22 protein-coding genes are annotated in these 25,575 nt (G+C 70.2%); 10 read left to right on the top strand and 12 right to left on the bottom strand.

Annotation, left to right across the window (positions count from 1 at the left end; all coding sequences use genetic code 11):
- Nucleotides 1-9 precede the first annotated feature (9 nt).
- Complete coding sequence (locus ACFOX0_RS06015) at nt 10-1,134, top strand: glycosyltransferase family 4 protein (RefSeq protein WP_377542581.1); 1,125 nt, start codon at nt 10-12, stop codon at nt 1,132-1,134.
- Nucleotides 1,135-1,270: 136 nt separating this feature from the next.
- Here the strand turns inward: ACFOX0_RS06015 and ACFOX0_RS06010 are convergent, their stop codons facing one another.
- The 5 genes from ACFOX0_RS06010 to ACFOX0_RS05990 form a co-directional block, all read right to left on the bottom strand.
- Entirely contained in the window at nt 1,271-2,971 is a 1,701-nt protein-coding gene (locus tag ACFOX0_RS06010; protein WP_377543077.1) for a putative bifunctional diguanylate cyclase/phosphodiesterase, read from the bottom strand.
- A gap of 92 nt (nt 2,972-3,063) precedes the next feature.
- A complete protein-coding gene (locus ACFOX0_RS06005) occupies nt 3,064-3,870 on the bottom strand; it encodes an SAM-dependent methyltransferase (RefSeq protein ID WP_377542579.1) in 807 nt (268 codons plus the stop codon).
- A 283-nt stretch (nt 3,871-4,153) separates the two neighbouring features.
- Nucleotides 4,154-4,822, bottom strand: a complete 669-nt coding sequence (locus ACFOX0_RS06000) for a response regulator transcription factor (RefSeq protein WP_130460771.1) — start codon at nt 4,820-4,822, stop codon at nt 4,154-4,156.
- Nucleotides 4,823-4,829: 7 nt separating this feature from the next.
- Complete coding sequence (locus tag ACFOX0_RS05995; RefSeq protein WP_377542577.1) at nt 4,830-6,512, bottom strand: sensor histidine kinase; 1,683 nt, start codon at nt 6,510-6,512, stop codon at nt 4,830-4,832.
- Nucleotides 6,513-6,526: 14 nt separating this feature from the next.
- Entirely contained in the window at nt 6,527-8,329 is a 1,803-nt protein-coding gene (locus ACFOX0_RS05990) for an AMP-dependent synthetase/ligase (RefSeq protein WP_377542576.1), read from the bottom strand.
- A gap of 117 nt (nt 8,330-8,446) precedes the next feature.
- Between ACFOX0_RS05990 and ACFOX0_RS05985 the strand changes: the two genes are divergently transcribed.
- The 5 genes from ACFOX0_RS05985 to rfbB all read left to right on the top strand — a co-directional run bounded on the left by ACFOX0_RS05985 (nt 8,447) and on the right by rfbB (nt 12,708).
- On the top strand, nt 8,447-8,902 hold the full coding sequence (locus ACFOX0_RS05985) for an SRPBCC family protein (RefSeq protein ID WP_377542574.1): 456 nt from the start codon (nt 8,447-8,449) through the stop codon (nt 8,900-8,902).
- 40 nt (nt 8,903-8,942) lie between these two features.
- Complete coding sequence (locus tag ACFOX0_RS05980) at nt 8,943-9,839, top strand: hypothetical protein (RefSeq protein ID WP_377542572.1); 897 nt, start codon at nt 8,943-8,945, stop codon at nt 9,837-9,839.
- Between the two features lie 88 nt (nt 9,840-9,927).
- On the top strand, nt 9,928-10,875 hold the full coding sequence (locus ACFOX0_RS05975; RefSeq protein ID WP_377542570.1) for an ROK family glucokinase: 948 nt from the start codon (nt 9,928-9,930) through the stop codon (nt 10,873-10,875).
- Nucleotides 10,876-10,906: 31 nt separating this feature from the next.
- A complete protein-coding gene (locus tag ACFOX0_RS05970; RefSeq protein WP_377543075.1) occupies nt 10,907-11,629 on the top strand; it encodes an endonuclease/exonuclease/phosphatase family protein in 723 nt (240 codons plus the stop codon).
- A gap of 89 nt (nt 11,630-11,718) precedes the next feature.
- Nucleotides 11,719-12,708: a dTDP-glucose 4,6-dehydratase gene (gene rfbB / locus ACFOX0_RS05965; protein ID WP_377543073.1), complete on the top strand. Its 990-nt coding sequence runs from the start codon at nt 11,719-11,721 to the stop codon at nt 12,706-12,708.
- Nucleotides 12,709-12,723: 15 nt separating this feature from the next.
- Here the strand turns inward: rfbB and ACFOX0_RS05960 are convergent, their stop codons facing one another.
- The 6 genes from ACFOX0_RS05960 to ACFOX0_RS05935 are packed head-to-tail and all read right to left on the bottom strand — an operon-like array spanning nt 12,724 to nt 19,321.
- Nucleotides 12,724-13,254, bottom strand: a complete 531-nt coding sequence (locus ACFOX0_RS05960) for an NUDIX hydrolase (RefSeq protein ID WP_377542568.1) — start codon at nt 13,252-13,254, stop codon at nt 12,724-12,726.
- Nucleotides 13,255-13,262: 8 nt separating this feature from the next.
- Nucleotides 13,263-14,438 carry an NAD(P)/FAD-dependent oxidoreductase gene (locus tag ACFOX0_RS05955; protein ID WP_377542566.1) on the bottom strand — a complete coding sequence of 392 codons (1,176 nt, stop codon included), beginning with the start codon at nt 14,436-14,438 and terminating at the stop codon, nt 13,263-13,265.
- Nucleotides 14,435-16,048, bottom strand: a complete 1,614-nt coding sequence (locus tag ACFOX0_RS05950; RefSeq protein WP_377542565.1) for a carbamoyltransferase family protein — start codon at nt 16,046-16,048, stop codon at nt 14,435-14,437. Before ACFOX0_RS05950 ends, ACFOX0_RS05955 begins: the two co-directional genes overlap by 4 nt.
- Before the next feature lie 18 nt (nt 16,049-16,066).
- Nucleotides 16,067-16,972, bottom strand: a complete 906-nt coding sequence (locus tag ACFOX0_RS05945) for an NAD-dependent epimerase/dehydratase family protein (RefSeq protein ID WP_377542563.1) — start codon at nt 16,970-16,972, stop codon at nt 16,067-16,069.
- On the bottom strand, nt 16,969-18,225 hold the full coding sequence (locus ACFOX0_RS05940) for a hypothetical protein (RefSeq protein WP_377542561.1): 1,257 nt from the start codon (nt 18,223-18,225) through the stop codon (nt 16,969-16,971). Before ACFOX0_RS05940 ends, ACFOX0_RS05945 begins: the two co-directional genes overlap by 4 nt.
- A complete protein-coding gene (locus tag ACFOX0_RS05935; RefSeq protein ID WP_377542559.1) occupies nt 18,218-19,321 on the bottom strand; it encodes a DegT/DnrJ/EryC1/StrS family aminotransferase in 1,104 nt (367 codons plus the stop codon). The genes ACFOX0_RS05940 and ACFOX0_RS05935 overlap by 8 nt, the downstream gene beginning before the upstream one ends.
- A 1,020-nt stretch (nt 19,322-20,341) precedes the next feature.
- Here ACFOX0_RS05935 and ACFOX0_RS05930 point away from each other — a divergent pair.
- The 4 genes from ACFOX0_RS05930 to ACFOX0_RS05915 all read left to right on the top strand — a co-directional run bounded on the left by ACFOX0_RS05930 (nt 20,342) and on the right by ACFOX0_RS05915 (nt 23,984).
- Nucleotides 20,342-21,193 (top strand): helix-turn-helix domain-containing protein, encoded by an 852-nt coding sequence (locus tag ACFOX0_RS05930; RefSeq protein WP_377542558.1) that lies wholly within the window; start codon nt 20,342-20,344, stop codon nt 21,191-21,193.
- Complete coding sequence (locus ACFOX0_RS05925) at nt 21,190-21,405, top strand: DUF397 domain-containing protein (RefSeq protein ID WP_377542557.1); 216 nt, start codon at nt 21,190-21,192, stop codon at nt 21,403-21,405. The genes ACFOX0_RS05930 and ACFOX0_RS05925 overlap by 4 nt, the downstream gene beginning before the upstream one ends.
- A 310-nt stretch (nt 21,406-21,715) precedes the next feature.
- Complete coding sequence (locus ACFOX0_RS05920; protein WP_377542556.1) at nt 21,716-23,125, top strand: flavin-containing monooxygenase; 1,410 nt, start codon at nt 21,716-21,718, stop codon at nt 23,123-23,125.
- A 46-nt stretch (nt 23,126-23,171) separates the two neighbouring features.
- On the top strand, nt 23,172-23,984 hold the full coding sequence (locus ACFOX0_RS05915) for an alpha/beta hydrolase (protein ID WP_377542555.1): 813 nt from the start codon (nt 23,172-23,174) through the stop codon (nt 23,982-23,984).
- A gap of 14 nt (nt 23,985-23,998) precedes the next feature.
- On the opposite strand, the gene ACFOX0_RS05910 is transcribed toward ACFOX0_RS05915, so the two are convergent.
- Complete coding sequence (locus tag ACFOX0_RS05910) at nt 23,999-25,414, bottom strand: alpha,alpha-trehalose-phosphate synthase (UDP-forming) (protein ID WP_377542554.1); 1,416 nt, start codon at nt 25,412-25,414, stop codon at nt 23,999-24,001.
- Nucleotides 25,415-25,575 lie beyond the last annotated feature (161 nt).

The raw sequence follows: 25,575 nt of genomic DNA, 5'->3' as shown, positions 1-25,575 counted from the left end.
AACCGAGCGATGACCCGGACCCTGCTGGTCACCAACGACTTCCCGCCGCGGCACGGCGGGATCCAGTCCTTCGTCCACCACCTCGCGGTCGGCCAGCCGGCCGGCTCGGTGGTGGTCTACGCCTCCACCTGGCGGGGATCCGACACGTTCGACGCCGGGCAACCGTTCGAGGTGGTCCGCGAACCGACCTCCGTGCTGCTGCCCACCCCCCGGGTGGCCCGGCGGGCGGCCGAGCTGGCCCGGGCGTACGACTGCGACACGGTGTGGTTCGGCGCGGCGGCACCGCTCGGGCTGCTCGCCCGGGGGCTGCGCCGGCGGGCCGGCATCGGCCGGGCGGTGGCGCTCACCCACGGCCACGAGGTCGGCTGGGCGGCCCTGCCCGGGGCGCGGACGCTGCTGCGCCGGATCGCCCGGGACTCGGACGTGGTCACCTACCTCGGCGAGTACACCCGGACCCGGCTGGCCCGGGCGGTGGACGGCCTCACCGACCTGCGCCGGCTCGCGCCGGGGGTGGACGTCGAGGCGTACCACCCGGGGGTGGACGGTGCGCCGGTGCGGGCCCGGCACGGCCTCGCGGACCGGCCGGTGGTGGTCTGCGTGTCCCGGCTGGTGCCGCGCAAGGGCCAGGACGCGCTGATCAGGGCCCTGCCGGCGATCCGGCGCCGGGTGCCGGACGCGGCCCTGCTGATCGTCGGCGGCGGACCCTACCGGCCGGCGCTGGAGAAGCTGGCCCGGCGGGTCGGGGTCGACCGGGACGTGGTCTTCACCGGGTCGGTCCCGGCGGCGGAGCTGCCGATGCACTACGCGGCCGGTGACGTCTACGCGATGCCGTGCCGGACCCGCAACCGGGGACTGGACGTGGAGGGCCTGGGCATCGTCTACCTGGAGGCGTCCGCCACCGGGCTGCCGGTGGTGGCCGGTGACTCGGGCGGCGCGCCGGACGCGGTACGCGAGGGGGAGACCGGCTTCGTGGTCGACGGCCGAGCGGTCGACCGGCTCGCCGACCGGGTGGCCACCCTGCTCGCCGACCGGGACCTGGCCGCCCGGCTGGGCGCCGCCGGCCGGGCCTGGGTCGAGCGGGAGTGGCGCTGGGAGACCCAGGCCCGCCGGTTGACCGACCTGCTCGCCGGCTGAGCGTCTCCGGTCGGCGGACGACCGGCTCGGACCCCGGCGGCCCGCCGCGCGCGGGACCGCCGCCGCACCGGGGGTCCGCCTAATCCGGCCACGGGCCCGGCGGCCCGCCGCCCGCGGGACCGCCGCGACGCGGCGCTCAGCCGGCCTGGCCGGCGACCTGTCGCGCGGTGCCGGCCAGCCGCTCGGCGATCCGGTCCGGCGGTGCCGGTACGCCGAAGTGCCAGCCCTGCGCGGCGTCGCAGCCGATCGCCCGCAGCCGCTCGGCCTGACCGGCGGTCTCCACCCCCTCGGCGGTGACCGTCAGGTCCAGGGCGTGGGCCAGCGAGACCAGGGTCTCGACGATGCGCTCGTCGGTGCGGCTCGCCGGATCGTGCCGGGGCGCCCGCAGGCCGGCGACGAAGGAACCGGCGACCTTCAGCTCGGTCACCGGCAGGTTGCGCAGGTAGGCCAGGTTCGAGTAGCCGGTGCCGAAGTCGTCGATGGCGATCCGTACGCCGAGGTCGGAGAGCACCCGCAGGACCCGCACCGGCTCGCCGGTGGCGTTCATCAACGCGCTCTCGGTGATCTCCAACTGGAGCCGGTCCGGGGGCAGGCCGGTCCGTTCCAGCAACTCGCGGACCTCGTCCACCAGACCGGCCGCGTGCACCTGACGGACGGCGAGGTTGACGCTGACGAACGGGGCGGCCGGGCTGAGCCGCAGCCAGTCGCGGGCCTGCAGGCACGCCTCGGCAAGCACCCAGGCGCCCAGCTTCACGATCATGCCGGTTTCCTCGGCGAGCCCGATGAACCGGTCCGGCCGCAGCACCCCCAGCTCCGGGTGACGCCACCGGACCAACGCCTCGACCCCGCGTACGTTCCCGTCGGCGAGCGAGGCGAGCGGTTGGTAGTCGAGATAGAACTCGCCCCGTTCCAGGGCGGCCGGCAGGGCGGCGGACAACGCGTACCGGCGCAGTTCCCGCTCGTGGCGTTCCTCGTCGAACAGTTCCCAGCGGTGCTTGCCGGCGGCCTTGGCCCAGCGCATGGTGATGTCCGCGGCCCGCATCAGGTCGGTCGGGTTGCTGCCGGCGGCCGGGCGTTCGACGATCCCGATGCTGGCCGACACGGTCACCTCGCGGCCGCCGAGGACCGTCGGCCGGCCGATGGCCGCCAGCGCCGCGTCCGCCACCGTGAGCGCGTCGGTGGTGCAGGTGGTCTCCTCCAGCAGGATGACGAACTCGTCGCCACCCAGCCGGGCGACCAGGTGTTCGCCCACGCCGCGACGCAACCGGTCGGCCACCGCGATCAGCAGCAGGTCGCCCATCGGGTGCCCGAGGGTGTCGTTGACCTCCTTGAACCGGTCGAGGTCCACGAAGCAGAGCCCGATCCGGGCGCCGTTCGCCTCGGCGCGGGCGATGGCGGCGGTGAGTCGCTCGGTGAAGACGGTGCGGTTGGCCAGGCCGGTCAGCGGGTCGTGGGTGGCCTGGTGGCGGAACCGGGCCTCGCTGTCCCGCAGCGCCCGCTCGGCCTGTTCCCGGGCGACCATGTCGGCCCGGCGGATGGACTCCTGCTCGTCGAGGGTGCGGTCGCGCAGCGCCCGGGTGTAACCGGTGGTCACCGTCCCCAGCAGCCGGGCCATCCGGTCCTGGACGTCCTCACCGGACAGTCCCAGGTCGCGCAGCAACCGCAGGTGCAGCACCTCGACGGTGCGGCCCAGCCCTTCGGCGGAGGTCACGTGCGCGGCGACCAGATCGGCGCCGACCTGCTGGCCGCGCCGTACGTCGAACGGCTCGGCCGCCAGCGCCGCCGCGAGCCGTACGGTCAGGCGTAGCAGCAGTGCCTCCAGTTGGGCGTGGGTCATCGGCAGGTAGCTGGTGCCGGCGACCGCCTTGGCCCAGGCCCGGGCGAAGGCCGCGAGGCCCGGTCGCGCCGTGGCCAGGACAGACTCGTCGGTCACGCCAGCCGTCCCGCACCGCCCAGGAAACCCGCCCGCTCGGGCTCCTCGACGACGTCCGGGGTGTCGGGGCGCCACTGCGGCACCCAGACCACCCCCGGCTCGACCAGGTCGAAGCCGTCGAAGAGTTCGGTGAGTTCGGCGCGGGTACGGATCCACAGCGGGTTGTCGGTGCGGCGGTAGATCCGTTCGGCCTGTGCGCGTTCGGCGTGCAACTCGCCGACGTCACCGGCCTGGGACAGCACCAGGTAGCTGCCGGACGGCAGGGCCTTGCGGATCCGGCGCAGGACGCCGGCGGGGTCGTCCGCCGGGGCGACGAAGTGCAGCACCGCCACGACCAGGACGGCGATCGGCCGGTCGAAGTCGAGCAGCCGGTGCAGGTCCGGATGCGCCAGGATCTGTTCCGGGTTCCGCAGGTCCTCCTGGACGACGACGGCGTTGCGGTTGCCGGCCAGCATCTGCCGGCTGTGTGCCACGGCGACCGGGTCCACGTCCACGTAGACCACCCGGGACTCGGGGGCGGCCCGCTGGGCGATCTCGTGCACGTTGCCGACGGTGGGGATGCCGGAACCGATGTCGAGGAACTGCCGGACCCCCTGGTCGATCAGGAAGTGCACGGCGCGGCGCAGGAACGCCCGGTTGGCCTGGGCCATCAGTGGGGCGTCCGGCACGGCGGCCACCATCGCCTGCGCCGCCGTCCGGTCGACCGCGAAGTTGTGCGACCCGCCCAGGTAGTAGTCGTACATCCGGGCGACGCTGGGTCGCTCCATGTCGATGCTCTCCGGCGCCCAATCCGGCCGTTGCATAACGTACGCCCCTTAAGCGAATGACGCGGTTTTTCTGCCCCGCCAGGTGGTCGCAGCTATTCTGCCCGGGCGTGGATCGAGGAATCCAGAGCACCGAGCCAATGGCGTAGTTACCGGAGTTGATATCCTCCCGCGCCGCCCGGACGACCACGCTCGGTAGTCGTTGTTCCGGCGGGCCCGTCCCGACGACGGAAACGGCCCCCGACCCGCGCCGTCGGGGCGCGGAGCCGGGGGCCGTGCGGACCGGTCCGGTGGAGCGTTCCAGCCGGGGTGGGGCGGTCGGTCAGAACTTGGGAGCGTCAGGCGCTTCGAGCAGGCCCAACCGCAGGGCGGTCATCAGCGCCTGGGCGCGGTTGGCCGCACCCAGCTTCTCGTAGAGCTTCGAGATGTGCGTCTTGGCGGTCGACTCGCTGACGAACAGCTGCTTGGCGATGCCGGCCACGCTCATCCCGTCGGCGAGCAGGCGGAGCACCTGACCCTCCCGGGGGGACAACTGCGGACCGGACGGGGCCAGCCGCCGTTTCATCGCCTCGGCCAGGTCGGCGGCCGTGAAGGCGCTGGGGGAGGAGGCGGCGTGCCGGGCGGCCGCGACCACCTCGTCGGCGGGCGCGGTCTTGGGCACGAACGCGCTGGCGCCGGCCTCCAGGGCACCGAACAACTGGTCGTCGCCCGCGTACATGGTCAGCACCACGATGCCCATCGTCGCGCTGGACTTGCGTAGCGCTCGGGTCGCCTCCAGACCACTGCCGTCCGGCAATCGAAGGTCCATGATCACGACGTCGGGCTGCAGGGCACCGGCTTGCCGGACCCCCTCCGCGGCGGTGGCCGCCTCGCCGACGACCTCGAACTGCCGGTCCCGCTCGAACGCGTGGCGCAGGCCCTTCCTGATCAGGTCGTGATCGTCCACGAGGAGGACCTTGGTGCGGGTGGTCGGCGTGGGGCTGGTCGTCATGCTCGGGCTACTCCCCTTCTCCTGCGGTGCTACCGCGCACGTTATCGCGCCGAGGCGACGTTCCGAGTACCACCGCCACCGTCGTGCCGCTGGGGTGTCGCGGACTGATCTCCAGCCGGCCCCGGATACGTTCCGCCCTCTCGGCCATGATCGCAAGACCGTACCGCCCGTCCGGGCGCTGGTCAGCGATGCCCTGACCATCATCCGACACTTCAATTTGGGCGTACGGGGGATCCACCTCACAGGTAACCCATAGATTAGCCGCCCCGGCGTGCTTGCGCGCGTTGGTGACCGCCTCCTGGGCGATGCGCAGCAGCTCGGCCTCGGTCGCCGCCGGCAGCCGGGCGGTCGACTCGTCCAGGGACAGGTGCACCCGCAGTCCGGCCGAGGCGCCGACGGTGCGGGCGTACTCGGCGATCGCGGCGGCCAGCCCGCCGTGCCGGTCGACCTCGCTGCGCAGTTCGAACAGGCTGAGCCGCAGCTCGGTGATCACCCGGGTCACCTCGGCGCGCAGGGTACGCAGCGACTCCTCGGTCTCCTTGGCGTCGTCGTGCACGGTGGCCAGCGCGTTGTCGATGCCGTACCCGACCATGACCAGTTCCTGGGCCACCCCGTCGTGGATCTCCCGGGCCAGTCGTTGCCGTTCCTCGTTGGTGGCCAGCGAGCGCACCTCGTCGAAGAGCAGGGCGGCCTCCAGCCGCAGCGCCGCCGGCCGGGTCACCCCGGTCACCCGGCCCACCGCCGCCGCCGGGTAGGCGCCGGTCACGTCCGCCTCCAGGGCCAGCAACCCCACCGTACGGACCCCGGCGACCAACGGTACGACCAGCGCGGACACGTCCCCACCCGGGTGCGAGCGGGCCTGCGACCGGTTGGCCGTCTGCGGCTGCTGGGTGGCCCACGCGTCGGCGATGGCCGAGTCGGCGTCCAGGGTGGTCTCCCAGTCCACCCGGTCCACGCCGGCCTGGGCGAGCACCACCAACCGGCCGCCGCCGCTGGCCGACAGCACCGCCGCCCGGTCGGCCCGGACCACCGTCCGCACCTCCTCCACCAGGTGCTCGGAGATGCCGCCCGGGTCCAGGGTGGCCCCGGGCAGCTGCCGGGCGACGCTGCGTAGCTGGGTCAGCAGCCGGGTCGCCTCGGCGTACGGCTGGGGCGGGCCCTCGCCGCGGGCCTGCAGCACCCGTTGCAGGGTGCCGGCCGCGTACAGGCCCAGGGCGGCCAGCACCAGCCACTGCGCGCAGACCGCGAGGTACCACGGTTGGACCAGTTGCCGGTCGGGTCCCGAGCCGGTCAGCGCGGCGCTGCCCAGCAGGGTGACCGCGGCGACCGCGAGCAAGCCGGCGCCCTCCTGCGACCGGTGGGCGAGGGCGGCCACGGTCAGCGGTACGGCCAGGTAGGGCAGGATCGCCGACGCGCCCCAGCCGCCGCCGACGGTCGCGGCGGCGGCGACCTGGCTGGCGGCCAGCCCGATGACCACGACCTCGGCGTACCGGCCGAGCGGGCCGAGGACGCGGTGCTCGCGTGCCGCGACGGCGGGTATCCCGGCGACCGCGAGCAGGCCGATCCACCAGAGCTGCTGCGGATCCCGGGTGGTGATCAGGGTCAGGACCGCGACCAGCGCGAGCATGACCACGCGCGCGGTCGCCGCGAGCGGATGCGGGCGCGGGCGGGCGCCAGTCGAAGCGGACACCTGACGGATCGTAGTCAGTGCTCGTAGATGTCGGCGATCTCGGCGGCGTGCGTCTCCTGCACGACATTCCGCTTGATCTTGAGAGACGGGGTCAGCTCGCCGGTGGCCTCGCTGAAATCCCGGTCCAGGATCCGGAACGCCTTGATCGCCTCGGCCCGGGACACCGCCCGGTTCGCCTCGTCGATCACCTGCTGGATCTCGGCCCGCAACGCCTCGTCGTCGCGCATGTCGGCCACGCTGGTCGACTCGGCCAGCCCGTGACCGGCCAGCCAGCCCGGCCAGGCCTCCTCGTCGATGGTGACCAGCGCGGCGACGAACGGCCGCCGGTCGCCGACCACCATGCACTGGCTGACCAGGGGATGGGCCCGGATCGGGTCCTCCAGCACCGCCGGGGCGACGTTCTTGCCGCCCGCGGTCACGATGATCTCCTTCTTTCGGCCGGTGATGGTGAGAAAACCGTCGGAGTCCAGCCGACCCAGGTCGCCGGTGCGGAACCAGCCGTCGTCCAGGGCCTCGGCGGTGGCCTCGGGATTGTTCCGGTAGCCACGGAACACCAGGTCGCCCTTGATCAGGATCTCGCCGTCGTTCTCCACCCGGATGGTGACCCCGGGCAGCGGCCGGCCGACCGTGCCGATCCGGGTCGCGTCGGGCAGGTTGGCCGCGGCCGCGGGCGAGGTCTCGGTGAGTCCGTAGCCCTCCTGGACGGTGATCCCGACCCCGCGGAAGAAGTGCCCGAGCCGGGCACCCAACGGCGCGCCGCCGCTGATCGCGGCGCGGCACCGGCCGCCCAGCGCGGCCCGCAGCCGCCGGTAGACCAGCCGGTCGAACACCTGGTGCCGCAGCCGCAGCCGCAGGCCCGGCCCGGAGGGGGAGTCCAACGCCTCGCTCCAGGCCACGGCGGTCTGCTCGGCCGCCGCGAAGATCTTGCCCTTGCCCTCGGCCTGCGCCTTCTGCGCCGCGCCGTTGTAGACCTTCTCGAACACCCGGGGCACCGACAGGACGAAGGTGGGGCGGAACCGTTGCAGCTCCGGCACCAGGTTCTTGGTGTCCGAGCTGTGCGCCATGGTGGCCCGGGCGGCCACCACGCCGATCTGGATCAGCCGGGCGAACGAGTGCGCCAACGGCAGGAACAGCAGCGTCGACGCGCCCTCGTGGAACAGGTTGGGCAGCACCGGGACGGCGTTCGCGATGTCCGAGTACATGTTCCGGTGGGTCAGCTCGCAGCCCTTGGGCCGGCCGGTGGTGCCGCTGGTGTAGATGATGGTGGCCAGGTCGTCGGCCCGGACCCCAGCGCGCCGGGCGTCGATGTCGGCCGGGTCGACCGCGGCGCCGTCGGACCGCAACCGGTCCAGGTCGCCCGCGTCGATCTGCCAGACCCGCTCCAGGTCCGGCAGCCGGTCGCGGACGCCGGTCAGGCAGAGCGCGTTGTTGTTGCTCTCCACGACGCAGGCCGTCGCGCCGGAGTCGGCGAGGATCCAGGCCACCTGGTCCGCGCTGGAGGTCTCGTAGATCGGTACGGTGACCGCCCCGGCCGCCCAGATCGCGTAGTCGACCAGGGTCCACTCGTACCGGGTCTTGCTCATCAACCCGACCCGGGCACCCGGCTCGATCCCGGCGGCGACCAGCCCGCGGGCGACGGCGATCACCTCGTCGCGGAACTGCCGGCAGGTGACGTCCTCCCAGTCGTCCGTCCGACCTGGCACCGGCCGGACGAACTGGACGAAGTCGGGGGCTGTCTCGGCGTTGTCCCAGACCGGGTCGGTCAGGTTCGCCGCGTCGCCGACGCTGACGACCGGTGGGACGGAGAACTCGCGCACCTGCACTCCTCGGGCTCGTACTCGCCGGCCGGGTCCGGCGGCTGGCTCTTTCGCAACCTACCCGCCCCGGCGGGCCGGTCGTACCGGCAGGTCCGCCGCACGGGTAGCCTGCCCCACATGGCGGACTCCTCCACCCAGTCGATCGTCATCGCCGCACCACCGGACCGGGTGGCGGCGGTGATCTGTGACTTTCGGCACTACCCGGAGTGGACCGAGGCGGTCAAGAGCGTCGAGGTCGTCGAGGAGTACGAGGACGGCTACGCCAGCCAGGTCCGGTTCGTTCTGGACGCCGGGGTGATGGCCGACGAGTACACCCTGGCCTACGGGTACGCCGAGGATCTCTCCCGGATCGAGTGGCATCTCGTGGCGCCCTCCCGGATGCAGAAGCGGCAGGTCGGGTCGTACGACCTCGACGACAACGGCGACGGCAGCTGCACGGTGACCTACACGCTGGAGGTCGAGTTGTCGGTCGGGATGTTGGGGATGTTCCGCCGCAAGGCCGAGAAAATGATCATGGACACGGCGTTGAAGCAGCTCAAGGGGCGGGTAGAACGCTCCGGTGCGGCTCAGTGACGGGTTCGCCGGTAACGGTGTCACGGTGAGGGAGCCGAGCATGGGGGAGATCGATCCGGGCTCGGCCCGCGAGGAGGCGGAGCGACTGGTGGCCACCGCCCTGGCCGCCGTACGGCTGGCCGGTTCGGACGGCGGCGCCGACGGCCTGCGGGGCGCGTTCGGCCCGGTCGGTGACCTGATCTCCGGCGCCCTGGGCCACGGCGGTCGGACCGGCGCCGCCACCGCCGCTGCCGGCGCTGCCGGCACCGGCACCACCGGCGGTGCGGCCTCGGCCGCCGGCGCCGGCCCGGCGGCGGCGGATCCGGCCGTTCCGGATGAGGGCGCCCCCGGGGCGGGCGGAGCCGGGCCGACGCACGCCGCCGGGGGTTTCGCCACCGGCAGCGCCGAATGCTGCGTCTGTCCGCTCTGCCGCACGATGTCCGCGTTGCGCGACCCGAGTCCGGAGTTCGCCGAGCGGCTGGCCACCGGCGCCGGTGACCTCGCCGCGGGGGTGGCGAGCCTGCTGCGGGCGCTGTCCACCGCCGGCTCCGGCGCCCCCGCCGCGGGCCGCCCGCAGGACACCGGAACGCCCGGGACCGGCCCGGACGCCCGTCCGGACGGCGCCGGTACGCGGGCCCCCGCCGGGCCGGCCGACGCCGGGTCGGCAGGCCGGGCCGGATCCGGCGACGACGAGGTATGGCGCACCGCCACCCGGACCAGGCATGATCTTCCACCGACGGGGGAGCGGGACGTCTGGGCGGCAGCGACCCGGACGGACGACGCGACCGCCGCGGACCGGGCCGACCGGCCCGCCACGACCTCCCGGCCGGCTCCGGCCGGACCGGGGGACGGCGGGTCGCGCACCCCGGAGGACGGCGGACGGGCAACGGTGCCGACGTCGCGGACACCTGGTGAGCAGTTGGCCACCGCCGACGGTACGTCGGCGGACGAGGACTGAGCACCGGATCGACCGGACCGACCGGCCCGGCCGTCGAACGGACGGCCGGGTGGGTTTCGGTGCGGCACGGCAGAGGGGAGCGGCAGCGGTGACGCTGACCATCGGAGTCGACGTCGGTGGCACGAAGGTGGCCGGGGGTGTCGTCGACGAGGCCGGAGAGGTGCTGGCGATGGTCCGCCGGGACACGCCGGCCGAGGACGTCGGTAAGACCCGCGACGTCATCGTCGAGGTGGTCACCGAGCTGGCGGCCGACCGGCGGATCGAGGCGGTCGGCATCGGCGCGGCCGGGTGGATCGACGCGAGCCGTGCGGTCGTGCTCTTCGCGCCCAACATCGCCTGGCGGGACGAGCCGCTGCGGGACTACGTCAGCTCGGCCGTGGACCTGCCGGTCATCGTCGAGAACGACGCCAACGTGGCGGCCTGGGCGGAGTTCCGGTACGGCGCCGCCCGGGCGGCGGACGACTCGATGGTCATGTTCACCATCGGCACCGGCGTCGGCGGTGGGATCGTCCTCGGCGGAGAGTTGCTGCGCGGCGCGCACGGCATCGCCGCCGAACTGGGTCACATGCTGGCCGTGCCGGGTGGCCACCAGTGCGGCTGCGGCCGGTTGGGCTGCCTGGAGCAGTACGGCAGCGGCAGCGCCCTGGTCCGGTTCGCCCGGGCCGGCGCCCGTCAGGAGCCGAACCGCGCCGTCCGGCTGTTGGGACTGGCCGACGGTGACCCGGACGCGGTCACCGGCCGGATGGTCACCGCCGCCGCCCAGGACGGCGACCAGGTCTCGGTCGAGGCCTTCGCCCAACTCGGCAAGTGGCTCGGCATGGCGCTGGCCGACATGGCGCAGATCCTCGATCCGCAGGTGCTGGTCGTCGGCGGCGGGGTGATCGACGCCGGCGAGCTGCTGCTGGGACCCACCAACCGGTCCTACGTCGAGGCGCTCGCTCAGCGCGGTCGGCTGCCGGTGGCCTCGATCAGGCCCGCCGAGCTGAGCAACACCGCGGGGGTGGTCGGCGCCGCCGACCTGGCCCGTCGGCGCTGACCGGGAAACCGAGCGGAGGAGTCACGTGACCCTGGAGCAGCCCGCCGGCACGCCTTTGCGGGTGCTGTCGTACAACGTGCACGGCCGGCGGGACGACCGGGCCGCGCTGGCCGCGGTGGTCCGGCAGGCCCGGCCGGACGTGGTGATCGTGCAGGAGGCGCCGCGCCGGTTCCGCTGGCGGCACAAGTGTGCCGCGCTGGCCGAGGACTTCGGCCTGCTGGTCGCCGCCGGCGGCCTGCCGGCGCTGGGCAACCTGCTCCTGACCAACCTGCGGGTACGGGTGCACCGCACCTGGTGCCAGCGCTATCCGCTCACCCCCGGCCGGCACCTGCGCGGCGCGGTGTACGCCGAGTGCTCGGTGCCGCCGGCGACCGGCACGGGTCCCGCTCCCCGGTTCGTGGTGGCCGGCTCGCACCTGTCCACGGATCCGGCGGAGCGCCCCGGGCAGGCCGCCGCGTTCAAGGCGGAACTGGACCGGATCGACCTGCCGGTGATCGTCGGCGCCGACCTGAACGACACCGCCGGCAGCGCGGCCTGGCGTACCGTCGCGGACGACCTGGCGGACAGCGCGGTGGCCACCGACCGCGCCGACCGGTGCACCTTCCCGTGTGCCGGCGCCACCCGCCGGATCGACGGCCTCTTCGTCGACCGTCGGATCGCGGTGGTCGACTACGACGTGCCGGACACCGAGCTGACCAGGCGGGCCAGCGACCACTTCCCGATCCGGGTCGACCTCGCCCTGCCGGGCTGCTGAGCCGGCGCAGTTCCAACGCGCCGGGGACCGATCACCAAGGCTCGCTCCTGGGCGAGCGGACTTCCGTAGGATGCGTGAATATGACGCGGATGCTTGTGACCGGCGGGGCCGGTTTCATCGGTGCGAACTTTGTTCATTACACAATCAGAAACCATCCCGAGTACGAGGTCCGCGTCCTCGACGCGTTGACCTACGCAGGAGATCAGACCACGTTGAGGCCGGTCGCCGATCGGACCGAGTTCGTCCATGGGGACATTTGCGATGCCTCCGTGGTCGATCAGCTTGTCGCCGAAGCGGATCTGGTTGTGCACTTCGCTGCCGAGTCGCACGTGGACAACTCGCTACACGATCCTGAACCGTTCATCCGAAGCAACATCATCGGCACGTACACCCTGCTAGAGGCGGTACGGCGACACAGCGGCCGATTTCATCACATCTCGACCGACGAGGTGTTCGGCGATCTGCCGTTGGACGCGACGGACAAGTTCGATGAGGGAACCCCGTACGATCCGTCGAGCCCGTATTCGGCCAGCAAGGCCAGTTCAGACATGCTGGTCCGGGCATGGGCCCGGTCGTTCGGGGTGGCCGCGACCTTGTCGAACTGCGCCAACAACTACGGCTCCTACCAGCACGTGGAGAAGTTCATCCCTCGACAGATCACCAATCTGCTGGTCGGCGAACGGCCGAAGCTGTACGGCGCGGGTGAGAACGTACGGGAGTGGACGCACGTGGACGACCACAACGCTGCCGTGCACCTGATTCTCTCCAAAGGAAGGATTGGTGAGACGTATCTGATCGGCTCCGGCGACGAACGCAGCAACAAGGAGATCTTGGAGTTGATCCTGGAGTTGATGGGCCAGGCGCCGGACTCCTATGATCACGTGGCGGATCGTCCCGGGCACGATCTGCGCTACTCGAATGACACCACGAAGATCCGCACGGAACTCGGGTGGCAGCCGAAGTACGGCGACTTCAGGGCGGGACTGGCGGCAACGATCGACTGGTACCGGCAGAACGAGTGGTGGTGGAAGCCGCAGAAGGAGGCGACCGAGGCCAAGTACCGGGTGCTCGGTCGGTGAGGACTCGCAGCCATGTCAGCCGCCGCTGGAGAGATGAGTGAGCAGGCAGACCAGGGACGCGGCGTGAGTTACCTGATTCTCGGCGATAAGACGCCGTACCGCTGAACGCGGCGTACGGAGCAGTTCGATGCCCGGCTCGGGCGGTTGCACGGGCCGGGCATCGAACGCGACGAACAGGTGCACAGCAGAAGGGATGTTGGTCGGGTACGGGTATACGAGCCCGAGTGGCGTCCACGCGTCAGCGATGAGACCAGTCTCTTCCAGCAGCTCCCGCATTGCGGCGTGGAGTGGTTCTTCGCCCTTGTCGACCCCTCCGCTGGGCAGTTGCATGATGCGCCGGCCGATGGCGTACTTGTATTCGCGGATCAGGTAGAAGTCGTCGCCGCTCACTGCGAGCACGGAAACCCCGTCGCCGTAGCGCAACACGTTGTACATGCCGGGCCGACCGTCCACGTCGATGACCGCGTGTTCCTCCACTTGCACCCACGGGCTGGCGTATGCCGTGGTCACTTCGGTGGTAACGATGGGGGATTCTCGATCTTGCACAGGCCCGACTATAGCCGCGCTGGCGACGCCCAGGGCTCGACCGCGAGCAGCGCGGGCGGTGTTTCTCGTCCGTTTTCCGGATGCACGACCAACGGCAGGTCTGCGCCGAGGATGGCGTCTGCGACGGCTTTGCTGGCATGGAATGCCAGCGTCATCTTGCCGGTGATGACGGTGTGCAGGCCAGCCAGGCCATCCACGGTGTCGTGATCGATGACATGAAATCCCGGGTTGACGACACCGTTCTCGCTGTGGACGGACCCGATGTAGTCCGTTTTCCCCGCGACGTACGCCACTGCGGCATCGGGCTCAATGGTTTCCGGCGTGAGTGCATCGATCGTTTGGCGTAGCAACGCGGCTGCCCTGTGAAGGTCGACCGGGTAGGTTCGGCGACCCGTGATCTGCGGTTGGACGCCGCCGAAGAACGAGGAGAGCGCGCCGCCGCCGATCGCCGGCATGATCACCGGCCGGTGGAGTTCGGCGAAGATGAACCCACGGGTGAGCCGCGCTGACGGAAAGTGGATCATCATGTCGAGGCGGGACTTCAACAGCGAAGCTTGCCGGGAACCGAGGTCGGCCAGCAGACGAGCGGTGCCGATGCCTGCGGCGTTGACGACCTGTCGGGCATGAAGCAGTTCTGTCGCGCCGAGCCGGACGCCGGTAACCTTCCCGGAGGTAACCGCGATCTGGTTAACGGCGGCGCCGGTGATGATGGTGACACCGGCCGCGAGGCATTGCCCGGCGAGGGTGGCGACGATCCGCCGGGAAGAGAACGCTCGTTCCCGGATTCTCAGTAGCGCGTGCGTGTGGATCGCGGAGCGGTTCAACTCGTCAACATGGTAAGAATCGGTCGCCTGGTAGGCGATGCCGTGGTGGTCAAGGAGCGCGACATAGTTGTCGACTTCGGCGCCAGGCAGGACGTAGACGGCCTCGTCCGTCGGGATCTCGGCGTCGGTAAGCAGTACGGAGAATGCTTGAGCGGCTTCCCGGCAGTGACGGACGATGTGGCCATGCTGGCGCACGTACAGAGCCCCGGAGTGCAGCATGCCGTGATTGGCGCATGTGGCGCCACTGCCCAACCGATCAGCCTCCACCACCGCGACGGCCTGTCCATTGCGAGCCAGACGCAAGGCTGTCAGCAGGCCGGCGATGCCTCCGCCGATCACAACGGTGTCATAGGTGATCACCGGGCCTCCTTGGTGAGCAGGAACCGGTTGATGACCAGCGCGTCGGCCGAACTCGCGTAGAAGAACGCGATGGCCTGCTCCGGCGTCGTGACGATCGGTTCCCAGCCCGAGTTCAGACTGGTGTTCAGCACCGCCGGGGTACCTGTGTGGCCATGCACATGCTCGATGAGGCGCCTGTACGCGGAGTTGTCCCGAGCGACCGCCTGTGGTCGGCTGGTGCCGTCGACATGCGTCGCGGCCACGATCGGGGTGTGATTCCTGGTTGGCAGGGTGAACGACATGAACGGCGCGGCGGGCGGATCGGTGAACAGCGCCGGCATGTGCTCTGCCAGCACCGAAGGGCCGAAGGGCCGGAACTGCTCGCGGCGTTTGATCTGGTTGACCCGTTCGCGCATGACCTTGGTGGAGGGGTCGGCGAGCAGTGAACGGGCACCCAACGCGCGGGGACCGAACTCCATCCGGCCCTGGAACCAGGCGACGATCCGTTGTTCGGCGATGAGCGTCGCGGCGTCGGCCGCTGGGTCGTCGGTCTCGGTGAACCGGACCCCGCTGTTCCGTACTGCCTCGGCCACGTGGGAGTCTGCGAACTCCGGCCCGAATTTGGTGTGGGTGAGCCGGGCTGGTCGATTCCCGTGTTCGGCCGCCACAACCAGCGCGGCGCCGAGGGCCGTCCCGGCGTCTCCGCACGCCGGAGCAACGTAGACATCGTCGAACAGTCGCGCCGAGGCGACCGCGCCAGCCGCGACGGAGTTCTCGGCGACGCCACCGGCAAGGCACAGTCGCCTGTCTTCCTCGTCGCGGTGGCGGGCGATGAACCCCAACAGCGCCGAGGTAATGGCGTGCTGTGCCGATGCGGCGAGGTCACGGTGTGCGTCGCTGAGCGGGCCGCCCGGCATTCGCCGAGGTGGCAGCCCGGGAAGCCGATCGGCCCTGAACATCGGCAGCTGGTCGGTGTGGAACGTCGGGTGGCGTCGCATCACCTCGGGATGAAGGACGTCGGAGGCGAGTTGGGGTAATCCGGCTATGCGGTCGAGGATATGCGTGACGTCGATCGTCGGCGAGCCGTACGGGGCGAGGCCCATAACCTTGTACTCGTCGTGGTTGCTACGGAAGCCGAGATATTGCGTCACCAGTGCGGCGAACAGGCCGAGGGAGTGCGGGAACGGCACTGCCTCCAGTCGCTTCAGCCGTAGGCCGTCGGCGCGGAACGCGGCGCATGATGTGCCGTCGCCGGCTTGGTCGACGGTCACGATCAGGCTCTTGTCGAAACCAGACACAAGGTAAGCCGAGGCGGCGTGGGCGAGATGATGGTCCACGAAGGTGACGGGTGGGGTGTGGCCGAAGTTGTACCAGAGGTAGGCGTCCAGGCGCGGTGGAAAGTCCGACCATGTGCTTCGGGGAAACGCCACCTGGTCCACGTCTCGGATACTGATACCGGCCTGGTCGAGGCAGAACCGGATCGCGGCGTCCGGCATCAACCCGACTGCGTGTTTGTACCGTACGAAGCGTTCCTCCTCGGCCGCCGCGATGATCTGTCCGTCCCTCAGCAATACCGCGGCCGGATCGTGTTCGGCCTTGCCGAGATTGCCATGCATGCCAAGCACATACATCGCCGTTTTTCCTTTCGCTCAGCGGGATCGGTGCGCGTCCTGGTACCACGCCACGGTGCGCGCCAGCCCGTCTCGCAGCGGCACGGCTGGTTCCCAACCGAAGGTCGCGCGGGCCTTGGCCGCGTGAGTGACCTGCCGACGGATATCGCCGAGCCGGTCGGGAACGAATGTGATCAGTGACTCGTCGCGTCCGACGGCACCGAGAACATGCCGGGTCAGCGACAGCACGTCCAGTTCATGGCCGGTTCCCACGTTGAAGATCTCGCCATGCACATCCGAGCCGTCATAGAGTGCCGCTTGGATCAACAGGTCGCAGATGTCACTTACGTAAATCCAGTCGCGGCGTACCGACCCGTCGCCGGTGATCGTGATCTGTTCTCGGTTGATCGCCTGAGTGACGATCCGTGGAACGAGCCAGCCCGGATACTGATTCGGCCCGAATATCGTGACCGGGCGGAAGGCAACAAACGGCAACCCGTGTAGGTCATGGAAAGCGGACAGGTATGCCTCGAACGCGGCCTTCGCCGCCGCGTATATGGTGGGCGGCCGGATTGGATCGGTCTCCAGGAGATCCGGCGAGTCGTTGTCGCCGTATACGTCGGCGCTGGACAGGAACAACAGCCGGCCGATGCCACTGTCAGTCAACCGCCGTAGGTAGCCGGGCGGGTCGTCGGACGTGGAGGACTGCGGGGCGGTGAAGCTGTTCACCTCGGCGGCAAGGTGGATGATCAGGTCGCCGGCGCCGATCGCATCCTCGGCTACGGCCGGGTCGTAGATGGAGCCGTTGACGAAGCGGTACCAGGGGTTGCTCAGGACCGACGCCGGGATCTTCTGCATGCCGTACTGCAACGGGTCGACCAGCACCACACGCTCGTACTGATCGCGGAGGGGGGAATGCCGATCGAGGCGTTCGAGCAGGTTCACGCCGACGAAACCGGCGGCACCGGAGATGACGATGTTGATGGCTTGCTCCTTTGCTGGAGGGGCGCGGACTGCACGCGGGTCACAGCAGCCAGCACGGTTTGGTGAAAGCCGCGCATCCGTTGCTGATCGGCGGCCGTGGCAACGCCGCGGTCCTTGCGGATGATCGTGGGCGAGGTGGAGATGACCTTGGTTGCACCGGAGGTACTGATCACGCGTGGGGCGATGTCGATCCGCACGAAGGCATCAGCGGCCGAGACGACGAAGTTGACCGCCCCGGAGAGCCCTTTCGCTATCCACGCCTGCCTCGCGCTGGAGATCCGACGCGACCCCGGACTGTCTCGGGCGTCGGCCGGGGCAAGGTTGCGTGCCAGGTAGCGCAGCACGGCAGCGGAATCAGCAGACAACCATTCCGCGCATTCGGTGAAGGTCGACAGCCGGTGGTCCCGCTCCCCGGGTGGCAGCGGCACGTACCGCTCATGCCCGGTCCTCTGCTCGACCCGCCCGGCGGTGAAGACCTCTACCAGTTCGAGGTAGGTGCTGTGGACGTCGGCGAGCAGTGCGAACAGCAGGCGCAGGTCATCGGCGAGCATGTCGTCCAACGGCGTGACGATGCTGATGAAGCCGAATCCGGGCGCCGTACGCCACCGAGACCTGGAGCCTCGTGCGGTCAGAAAGTGTCTCAGCGCATCCCACAGCACCACCGAGTACGGCTCGATCACGGCGAGCCGGTCGAAGTGCGACAGCCCCGCGGGTACGACCGGTCGCCGCCGCTCCAGGTCGGGGATGTGCAGGTGGGTATGGAACTTCGCAGCCACCGAATGCGCGTCGGGTGAAGAGTCCTGAGGGTTGAACCCGTGCGTGACATAAACCTCGTGGCCCAACGCCGAGGACACCTCACGCGCCACAGCGATATGCCAGGCGAACACGGCGACGAACGCCGGCTCCGTCAGATCGAGGAACGAGCGCACCTGCGGCCGATTTTCCGAGCCGACGTAGACGTTGACGTCCTGGTCGCTCCAGGTCAGCGACTTTGCCACCACGAGTACGTCCGAGTCACTGCCATGCAGGGTCCCCCGAAACATCGCTGGCACAGATTCGGCGAACTGCGCCCACGACAGCCGGTCGGCAGTCCCCATCGGCAGGTAGTCCGCCGCGTAGCGCCGGGTGTCCAACTCGTACACGCGCGCCCAGTCGATCTGGGATAGATACATCGGGATCAGCATCGCGTCGGCGATATCTGCCGTCTCACCCACCGTAGGTCCAGCTGTTGACGGCCTCGATTACCCGGTCCGCGTCGCCCGCCGTCAGTCCCTTCCACATCGGCAGGCAGAGATGCGACGTGGCGAAGGCATCAGCCAGCGGGAACCCATCCCCGTCGTCGAGGCCCAACACCGGCTGACGGTGTAACGGCACCTCGTACACACCCTTCGCGGAGCGGATGCCCGCCGCGAGCAGATGCGCGCGCAGTGACTCCCGCGCCTTCCTGCCATCGGTGATGACGATGAACTTATGACCGCTGTAACTCACACCAACTTCGTTCGGCACCCGTACCCGGGGATGGTCGATGCCGCGCACGTACCGACCGACGAGCTGACCGACTCGGGTGAGACCGGCACCCAGACCATCCAGCTGAACCGCGCCCAACGCGGCGTGCAACTCCGACATGCGCCACGCGCTGCCGAACACCACGTGGTGCAGGCCGTCGTCCGCCTTGCCTTGGTCCCGGTACCTGCGACAGGCCGTCGCCACCGCCGGATCGGCCGTGGCGATGACACCACCCTCAGCAGTGGTCACTACCTTCGTCGCGAACAGGGAGAACGCCGCGGCAGCGCCGAAGGTGCCGGCAGCCTGGCCGTTCAGAAGCGAGCCGTGTGCGTGTGAGGCGTCCTCGATCAACGCCACGTCTCGCTGGTCGCACCAGCGGCGCAACTCGGGAAGCTCGGGCGACAGGTAGCCGCCGACGTGCACCACCATGAGGGCCGTGACGTCAGGCGTCCATACCCTCTGGATAGCGCGCAGGTCCGGATACAGGCCCGAGTCGTAGAGGACCGGGCGGCAGCCCGCCCGTATCGTCGCCTCAGCCGTCGCGTAGTTCGTGTTCGCCGGCACCAGGACCGTTCGGCCACTCACCTTCAGCGCCCGCAGCACCACCTCCAGCGCCGCCGTCCCAGACGCGACTGCAACCGTCTGCGGGACACCGAGGAACTTCGCGAACCGCCGCTCGAACTCCGCGTTGTTGGGGCCGGGCACCAGCCACCCTGTTTCCAGTACTGCCCTGGCGCGAACGACGAAGCTCTCTATCTCGCTCGTCGTGAACTCAACCTTGAACGGTGCGATCTCATCGCTCACGTCCACTCACTTTCCGATTCATTCATTGACACTTGACGCTTCAACGCTAGGGTCCTGCCACGAAAAGAGATATGCCAGTTACTCGTCCGCGCCAGGAGGTCGGGGCCGAACGCCTGTCGGTGTTGATCAGCTCGGGGCGGGTGACGCTCGGGATCCAGCGGGGCGGCCGGATCGAGGTGGTGAAAGCCTTCATCGCGGCGATCCCTTCGGCACGGCGGCCGAGCACCCGGCAGGAAGGTGTAGCTCGTCGGCGCTGTACACCGCATGCTGTTGCAGCTCGTCTGCGCTCGATCAAGGCGGTCGCCACCGTGATGCGTCGTCATATTTCCCAGCATGTGAAGGTGAGCAGGGTGCACCGTGGCGCCCAATGCTTTTGCCGAAGCGGTTCGGCGCCACGGTGCACCCGGCCCGTCACCCGGCCTTCACGGAGCCCCAGTCACGTGAAGCCGGGGAGCTGTGTACAGCCAGCTGGTGGAGGGCTTCGTCGTCGTACTGGCCGGGGTCGTCTCCGTGTGCCTCGATCACTCGCGTTGCGTGACGGCGGGTACGACACGGTGACGGCTCTCCACACGAGACACAGATCCCGGAGGCGCTGTCCCGGTGAGCGAGGTACGCCGCTATGCAGACGGCGCGAGTCGACAGCCGACGTGCGAGGCCCGGCGGCGGTTGATCGCCGTTGGCCGCTTCTGGGCGTTCGTGGTAGACAGACGAAACTGGATCGGGGGGTCTGCTCATGTAGCTGCCCTTCCCTCTGGTGAGGTGGGCCGGGGCGGCACTCCGCCAAGATTGATCGCCCCGGCCCGTCGGCTCCCCGGGCCGATGGTCCGGCGCCATGTCCGGGTTTCTTGGCCGAGGTGATAGTCAACCGATACGTCGCGCACGAGGCCCGACCTGTCGGTCGTCGGTTAACGGTGATGTTTTGCTTACCGTCAGTCTTACTCCCGCATCTCATCCCAGACAAGTTGTCTAGAGAAAGAAAGTCTAGAAGTTTTTGTCGTCGCGCTGTGTCATGCTGTGCCCGTGGCAACGAGTCCAACCCTGCGGCGGCGCCGACTGGCCCGCGAGTTGATCCGTCTGCGCGAAGCCGCCGGCCTGACGATCGAACAATCCGCCAACTCGGCGGGCATCTCCATGTCGCACCTGTCCCGTGTCGAACGCGCCCACGTCGGCGTTCGCCTCCCGGTCGTGAAGGTGCTGCTCAGCACCTACGGCGCGGACGCCGAGACGGTCACCTACCTCATCGCGGTCGCCAGGGAAGCCTCCCAGCGCGGCTGGTGGCACCAGTACGTCGGATCCATCCCCGAGCAGTACGCGACCTACATCGGCTTCGAGGCCGAGGCCAGCCAGGTTTGGAGCTTCGACGCCAGTACGATGCCGGGGCTCCTGCAGACCGAGGCGTACGCCCGCGCCATGTTTCAGGGCGGAGCGGCTCGCTTTCCTGAGCAGGAGATCAGTCGCCGAGTGGAGGTACGGCTACAACGCCAAGCCATTCTCGCCGGCGCAGACGCCCCGAACCTGTGGATCGTGATGGATGAAGCCGTGATCCGCCGGCAGGTCGGCGGACCGGATACCCTCCGAGATCAACTCGACCGGATCGTCGAGATCGCGGCGCAGCCTCATATCGATATCCAAGTCCTGCCGTTCGCGGTCGGTGCGCATCCAGGAACGCCTGGATCGTTCATCGTCCTCAGCTACACCGAACCTGCGGACCCGCCGGTGGTCTACATCGAGACGATGGCCGGTGACCTCTATCCCGAGCGTCAGGACGACATCACCGGCGCTATCCTTGCCTTTGACCGCCTCCGTGCGATGGCGCTCAGCCCCGAGGACTCGATCGGGTTGATCCGCAGGGCGGCAAGGGAGCTGAAATGACCGAATTCGTAGACGCCCTCTGGCGGAGGAGTACGCGTTCTCAGAACAACGGCGCGTGTGTGGAAGTCGCCCACGGCGGCAGGAAGATCGGCGTACGAGACTCCAAAGACCCAGACGGCCCCATCCTGATCTTCGCTCCGGTCGGGTTTGCGGCATTCCTGAACGGCGCTGTCAGAGGCACGCTCACAGGGTTGACCCGGCCGCCAAGCTGACTGCGGCCCGGCGGCGGCGCTGCTACGGCGTTTCTGTCTGCCAAGTTCCGGCTCAGGCGGCACGCGCGCGACCACGGACCGAGAGTTCAGGGCGCTTCGTCTCCGAGGCTGTCCTGCACTTGCGTGCACCGAGAAGGACCGAACTAGGCCCGACCGTCGCCACCTGTACCGATCGGATCGCTGGTAGTCGGGCCGTGGTTTCTCGGCGGCGACTGGACAAGTGGTGTGCGGAGTCGAGAGGATTCGGCGGCAACTCGGCATTCCTGCCGGACGCGCCGGTCGGCGTGCCGGACAATAAGGAGACTTTTCGTTGTCGACTCCCAGCGACCACGACAGCCACGACCCGGGCGGCGGGTCCGCCGCGCCGGGCCGCCAGATCTACGACCGGGGAGAGACGGTCTGCGTCATCGGCGCCGGTGCCAGCGGCCTGACCGCCGTCAAGAATCTGAAGGAACACGGCTTCGGCGTCGACTGCTACGAGCGGGAGACCGGGATCGGCGGGGCGTGGAACTGGCGGCACGACCGGAGCCCGGTCTACGCCAGCACCCACCTGATCTCGTCCCGGCCGTTCACCCAGTTCCCCGACTTCCCGATGCCCGACTCGTGGCCGGACTATCCGCACCACAGCCAGCTGCTGTCCTATTTCGAGCGGTATGCCGACCACTTCGACCTCCGGCCGCACGTCTGGTTCGGCACCGAGGTGGTCCGGGTCGAGCCGGCCGACGGCGAGCGGTGGGACGTGACCACCCGCAGCACCGGCGGCTACGGCGGTGAACGCACCTCCCGGTACGCCGCCGTGGTGGTGGCCAACGGACACAACTGGTCACCCAAGATGCCCGACTACGAAGGGCTGGCCGACTTCCGGGGAAAGGTGATCCACTCCTCGGCGTACAAGGATCCGGCCCAGTTGCGCGGGAAGCGGGTGCTGGTGGTCGGCGCCGGCAACACCGGTTGCGACATCGCCGTGGAGGCCGCCCAGCAGGCCGCCCGTTGCTGGCACTCCACCCGGCGGGGCTACTGGTACGCCCCGAAGTACGTCCTGGGCCGCCCGGCCGACCAGGTCAACGACCAGGTGCTGGCCTGGCGGCTGCCGCTGTGGCTGCGGCAGTGGCTGTTCCACCGGCTCCTCCTGCTCACCGTCGGTGACGTGACCCGGTTCGGTCTGCCCCGGCCCGACCACAAGGTCTACGAGACGCACCCGATCGCCAACAGCCAGCTCGTCTACCACGTCGGTCACGGCGGGATCACGCCGGTGCCGGAGGTCGCCCGGTTCGACCCGCACGGTGTCCGGCTGACCGACGGTCAGGTGATCGAGCCCGATCTGGTCGTGCTCGCCACCGGCTACCTGCCCCGGTTCGAGTTCCTGGACCCGGGGGTGCTCGGGGCGGACGCCGCCGGTAAGCCGACGCTGTACCTGAACGCGTTCCCCCGCCGGCACCCGACGTTGGCGGTGATCGGGCTGGTGCAGCCGGACTCCGGCATCTTCCCGTTGGCGCACTGGCAGAGCGTGGCGGTGGCCCGCTGGCTGCGGTTGCGGGAGACTGCCCCGGACCGGGCCCGGGCCTTCGGCCGCCGGATCGAGGCCGAGGCGGACCGCCGCTGGCACGAGGCGAAGGTGAAGGACAGCACCCGGCACTGGTTCGAGGTCGGCCACTACGACTACATGCGGGCGCTGCAACGGGCGCTCGACGAACTGCAGCCGACGGGAGTGCCGGCATGAGCGAGCGGAGCGAGCGAATCATCGGGCTCAGGGCGGGAGTGCCGGCATGAGCGAGCGGACTGTGATCGTCCGGGGGCGGGAGTGGGCGCACCCGGTCCGGCCGGTGCGGCGGGAGGTGCTCGCCGCGGCTCCGGAGTTCGACGAGGGTAAGCCGCCGGTGCTGTTCGTGCCCGGGTACCGGCACGGCGCCTGGGTGTACGCCGAACACTGGCTGGAACACGCCGCGTCGCGGGGCTTTCCGGCGTACGCGGTGAGTCTGCGTGGGCACGGCCGGAGCGGGCCGGCGCCGGAGGCGACGCTGCGGGCGTACGTGCACGACGTGGTCCAGGTGGCGGCCGAGCTGCCCCGGCAGGCGGTGCTGGTCGGGCACGGCGCCGGCGGGCTGGTGGTGGCGGCGGCGCTGGCCCGCTACCCGGCGCGGGCCGCGGTGCTGCTGGCGCCGGTGTTCGGCGGCTGGGGCCCGCTGCTGACGGCGCTGCGCACCAACCCCGTCGGTACGGTGCCGGCGCTGTTCGGCGGTCGGCTGGGGCTCAACCGCCGGCAGTTGTTCAGCCCGCAGGTGCCGGACGCGGTCGCCCGCGGCTATCTCGGTCGGCTGGATCCGGTCGGCCGGCGGGCGCAGTGGCAGTTGCTGCGCAACCGCAGCCTGGAACCGGCCGTGGGCGCCCCGCCGGTGCTGGTGATCGGCAGCCCGGACGACCGGGTGGTCCCGCCCGCGCAGCTGAACCGGGCGGCCGGGCGCTACCGCGCGGCGCCGCTGCTGTTCCCCGGGATGGGGCACGACCTGATGCTGGACGTCCGCTGGCAGGAACCGCTGGACGCCCTCCTCGACTGGCTCGACAAGGAACAGCCCGGCTGACCGGCGCCGGCCGGTCAGCCGGTGGTGAGCCGGGCGGCCAGCGAACCGGTGTCGTCCAGCGCGGTGAGGTACAGGTGTGCCCAGTGTCGGATGTCGTGGGTGCGCAGGTGGTCGCGCATGGCGCGCATCCGGTCGGTCGCGTCGGCCGGCGTGGCCCGTAGGGCCTGCGTCAGGGTCTGCTTGAGGCCCTCCAGGTCGTGCGGGTTGACCAGGAAAGCCCGGGTGAACTCGGCGGCGGTGCCGGCGAACTCGCTGAGCACGAGCACGCCGTCGCCGTCGACCCGGGCCGCGACGTACTCCTTGGCGACCAGGTTCATCCCGTCCCGCAGCGGGGTGACGGCCATGATGTCGGCGACCCGGTAGAGGGCGGCCAGTTCGGCCCGGTCGAACGGGTGGTTGAGGTAGTGGATGGCGGGCTCGCCGACCCGGCCGAACTCGCCGTTGATCCGGCCCACCTCGCGCTCCACCCGTTCGCGGAGGATCTGGTACTGGCCGACGCGTTCCCGGCTGCGCACCGCGACCTGGACCATCACCGTGTCGCGCACCTTGACCTGGCCGCTGGCGAGCAGCTCGCTGTACGCCTTGAGGCGCTGCTCGATGCCCTTGGTGTAGTCCATCCGGTCGACGCTGAGGATGACCCGCTGCGGGTCGCCGAGGTCGCCGCGCCACCGCCGGGCCCGCTCCACGACGTCGGGTCGGCGGGCCAGCGCCTCCATCTCGGCCATGTCGATGGAGACCGGGAAGGCGCCCACCCGGACCACCCGGTCACCCACGACGATCCGCTGGTCGGTGGCGGGCAGGTCGAGCAGCTTGGCGGCGAGCTGGGCGAAGTTGTGCGCGGCCTGGGCCCGCTGGAAGCCGATCAGGTCGGCGCCGAGCATGCCGGTGAGCAGCTCGGCCCGCCGCGGCAACTGCATGAACAGCTCGGGCGGCGGGAACGGTACGTGCAGGAAGAAGCCGATCCGGACGTCGGGCCGCAGCTCGCGGAGCATGCCCGGGACGAGCTGCAGGTGGTAGTCCTGCACCCAGACCACCGCGCCGGGTTCGGCGACCTCCGCGGCCGCCTCGGCGAACCGGCGGTTGACCCGCTGGTACCCCTCCCACCAGCGCCGGTGGTAGGAGGGCTGTTCGACGGAGTCGTGGAACAGCGGCCACAGGGTGGCGTTGGCGAAACCCTCGTAGTGGTCCCGGACGTCCTCGGCGGACAGGGCCACCGCGCGCATCCGGACGCCGTCGATGTCGGCGAGGGCGGGCGCGTCACCGATGCCGCCGGCCCAGCCCACCCAGGCCGCGGGCTTGTGCCGCAGCAGCGGGTGCAGGGCGCTGACCAGGCCGCCGGGGCTGCGGCGCCATTCGCAGGCGCCGTCCGGCGCCACGCTGTCGTCGACGGGCAGGCGGTTCGCAACCACTACCAGGGAGCTCGGGCGCATCGCGGGCACCTCATGCGGTTGTGTGTGGGGCCATCGCGCGGGGGAAAGGCCGCAGATGGTCGAGGGATGGACGTACCGCACTATTCCTACTGACGCCAAGTTACACGAGTGTTACCCACCGATCATCGTCGGGAGTGACGTCCGGAACGCCCGTCGGGCAC

The sequence above is a fragment of the Micromonospora zhanjiangensis genome, assembly GCF_042650605.1.
Taxonomy (GTDB): Bacteria; Actinomycetota; Actinomycetes; order Mycobacteriales; family Micromonosporaceae; genus Micromonospora_J; species Micromonospora_J zhanjiangensis.
This window is presented reverse-complemented; position numbering and strand designations above follow the sequence as displayed.

What these genes read in the sequence shown, in the direction of transcription:
- ACFOX0_RS06010 (WP_377543077.1), bottom strand. Translation starts at nt 2,971, where the DNA reads ATGACCCACGCCCAACTGGAGGCACTGCTGCTACGCCTGACCGTACGG.
- ACFOX0_RS06015 (WP_377542581.1), top strand. Translation starts at nt 10, where the DNA reads ATGACCCGGACCCTGCTGGTCACCAACGACTTCCCGCCGCGGCACGGC.
- ACFOX0_RS06000 (WP_130460771.1), bottom strand. Translation starts at nt 4,822, where the DNA reads ATGACGACCAGCCCCACGCCGACCACCCGCACCAAGGTCCTCCTCGTG.
- ACFOX0_RS05950 (WP_377542565.1), bottom strand. Translation starts at nt 16,048, where the DNA reads ATGTATGTGCTTGGCATGCATGGCAATCTCGGCAAGGCCGAACACGAT.
- ACFOX0_RS05910 (WP_377542554.1), bottom strand. Translation starts at nt 25,414, where the DNA reads ATGCGCCCGAGCTCCCTGGTAGTGGTTGCGAACCGCCTGCCCGTCGAC.
- ACFOX0_RS05985 (WP_377542574.1), top strand. Translation starts at nt 8,447, where the DNA reads ATGGCGGACTCCTCCACCCAGTCGATCGTCATCGCCGCACCACCGGAC.
- rfbB (WP_377543073.1), top strand. Translation starts at nt 11,719, where the DNA reads ATGCTTGTGACCGGCGGGGCCGGTTTCATCGGTGCGAACTTTGTTCAT.
- ACFOX0_RS06005 (WP_377542579.1), bottom strand. Translation starts at nt 3,870, where the DNA reads ATGCAACGGCCGGATTGGGCGCCGGAGAGCATCGACATGGAGCGACCC.
- ACFOX0_RS05925 (WP_377542557.1), top strand. Translation starts at nt 21,190, where the DNA reads ATGACCGAATTCGTAGACGCCCTCTGGCGGAGGAGTACGCGTTCTCAG.
- ACFOX0_RS05915 (WP_377542555.1), top strand. Translation starts at nt 23,172, where the DNA reads ATGAGCGAGCGGACTGTGATCGTCCGGGGGCGGGAGTGGGCGCACCCG.
- ACFOX0_RS05980 (WP_377542572.1), top strand. Translation starts at nt 8,943, where the DNA reads ATGGGGGAGATCGATCCGGGCTCGGCCCGCGAGGAGGCGGAGCGACTG.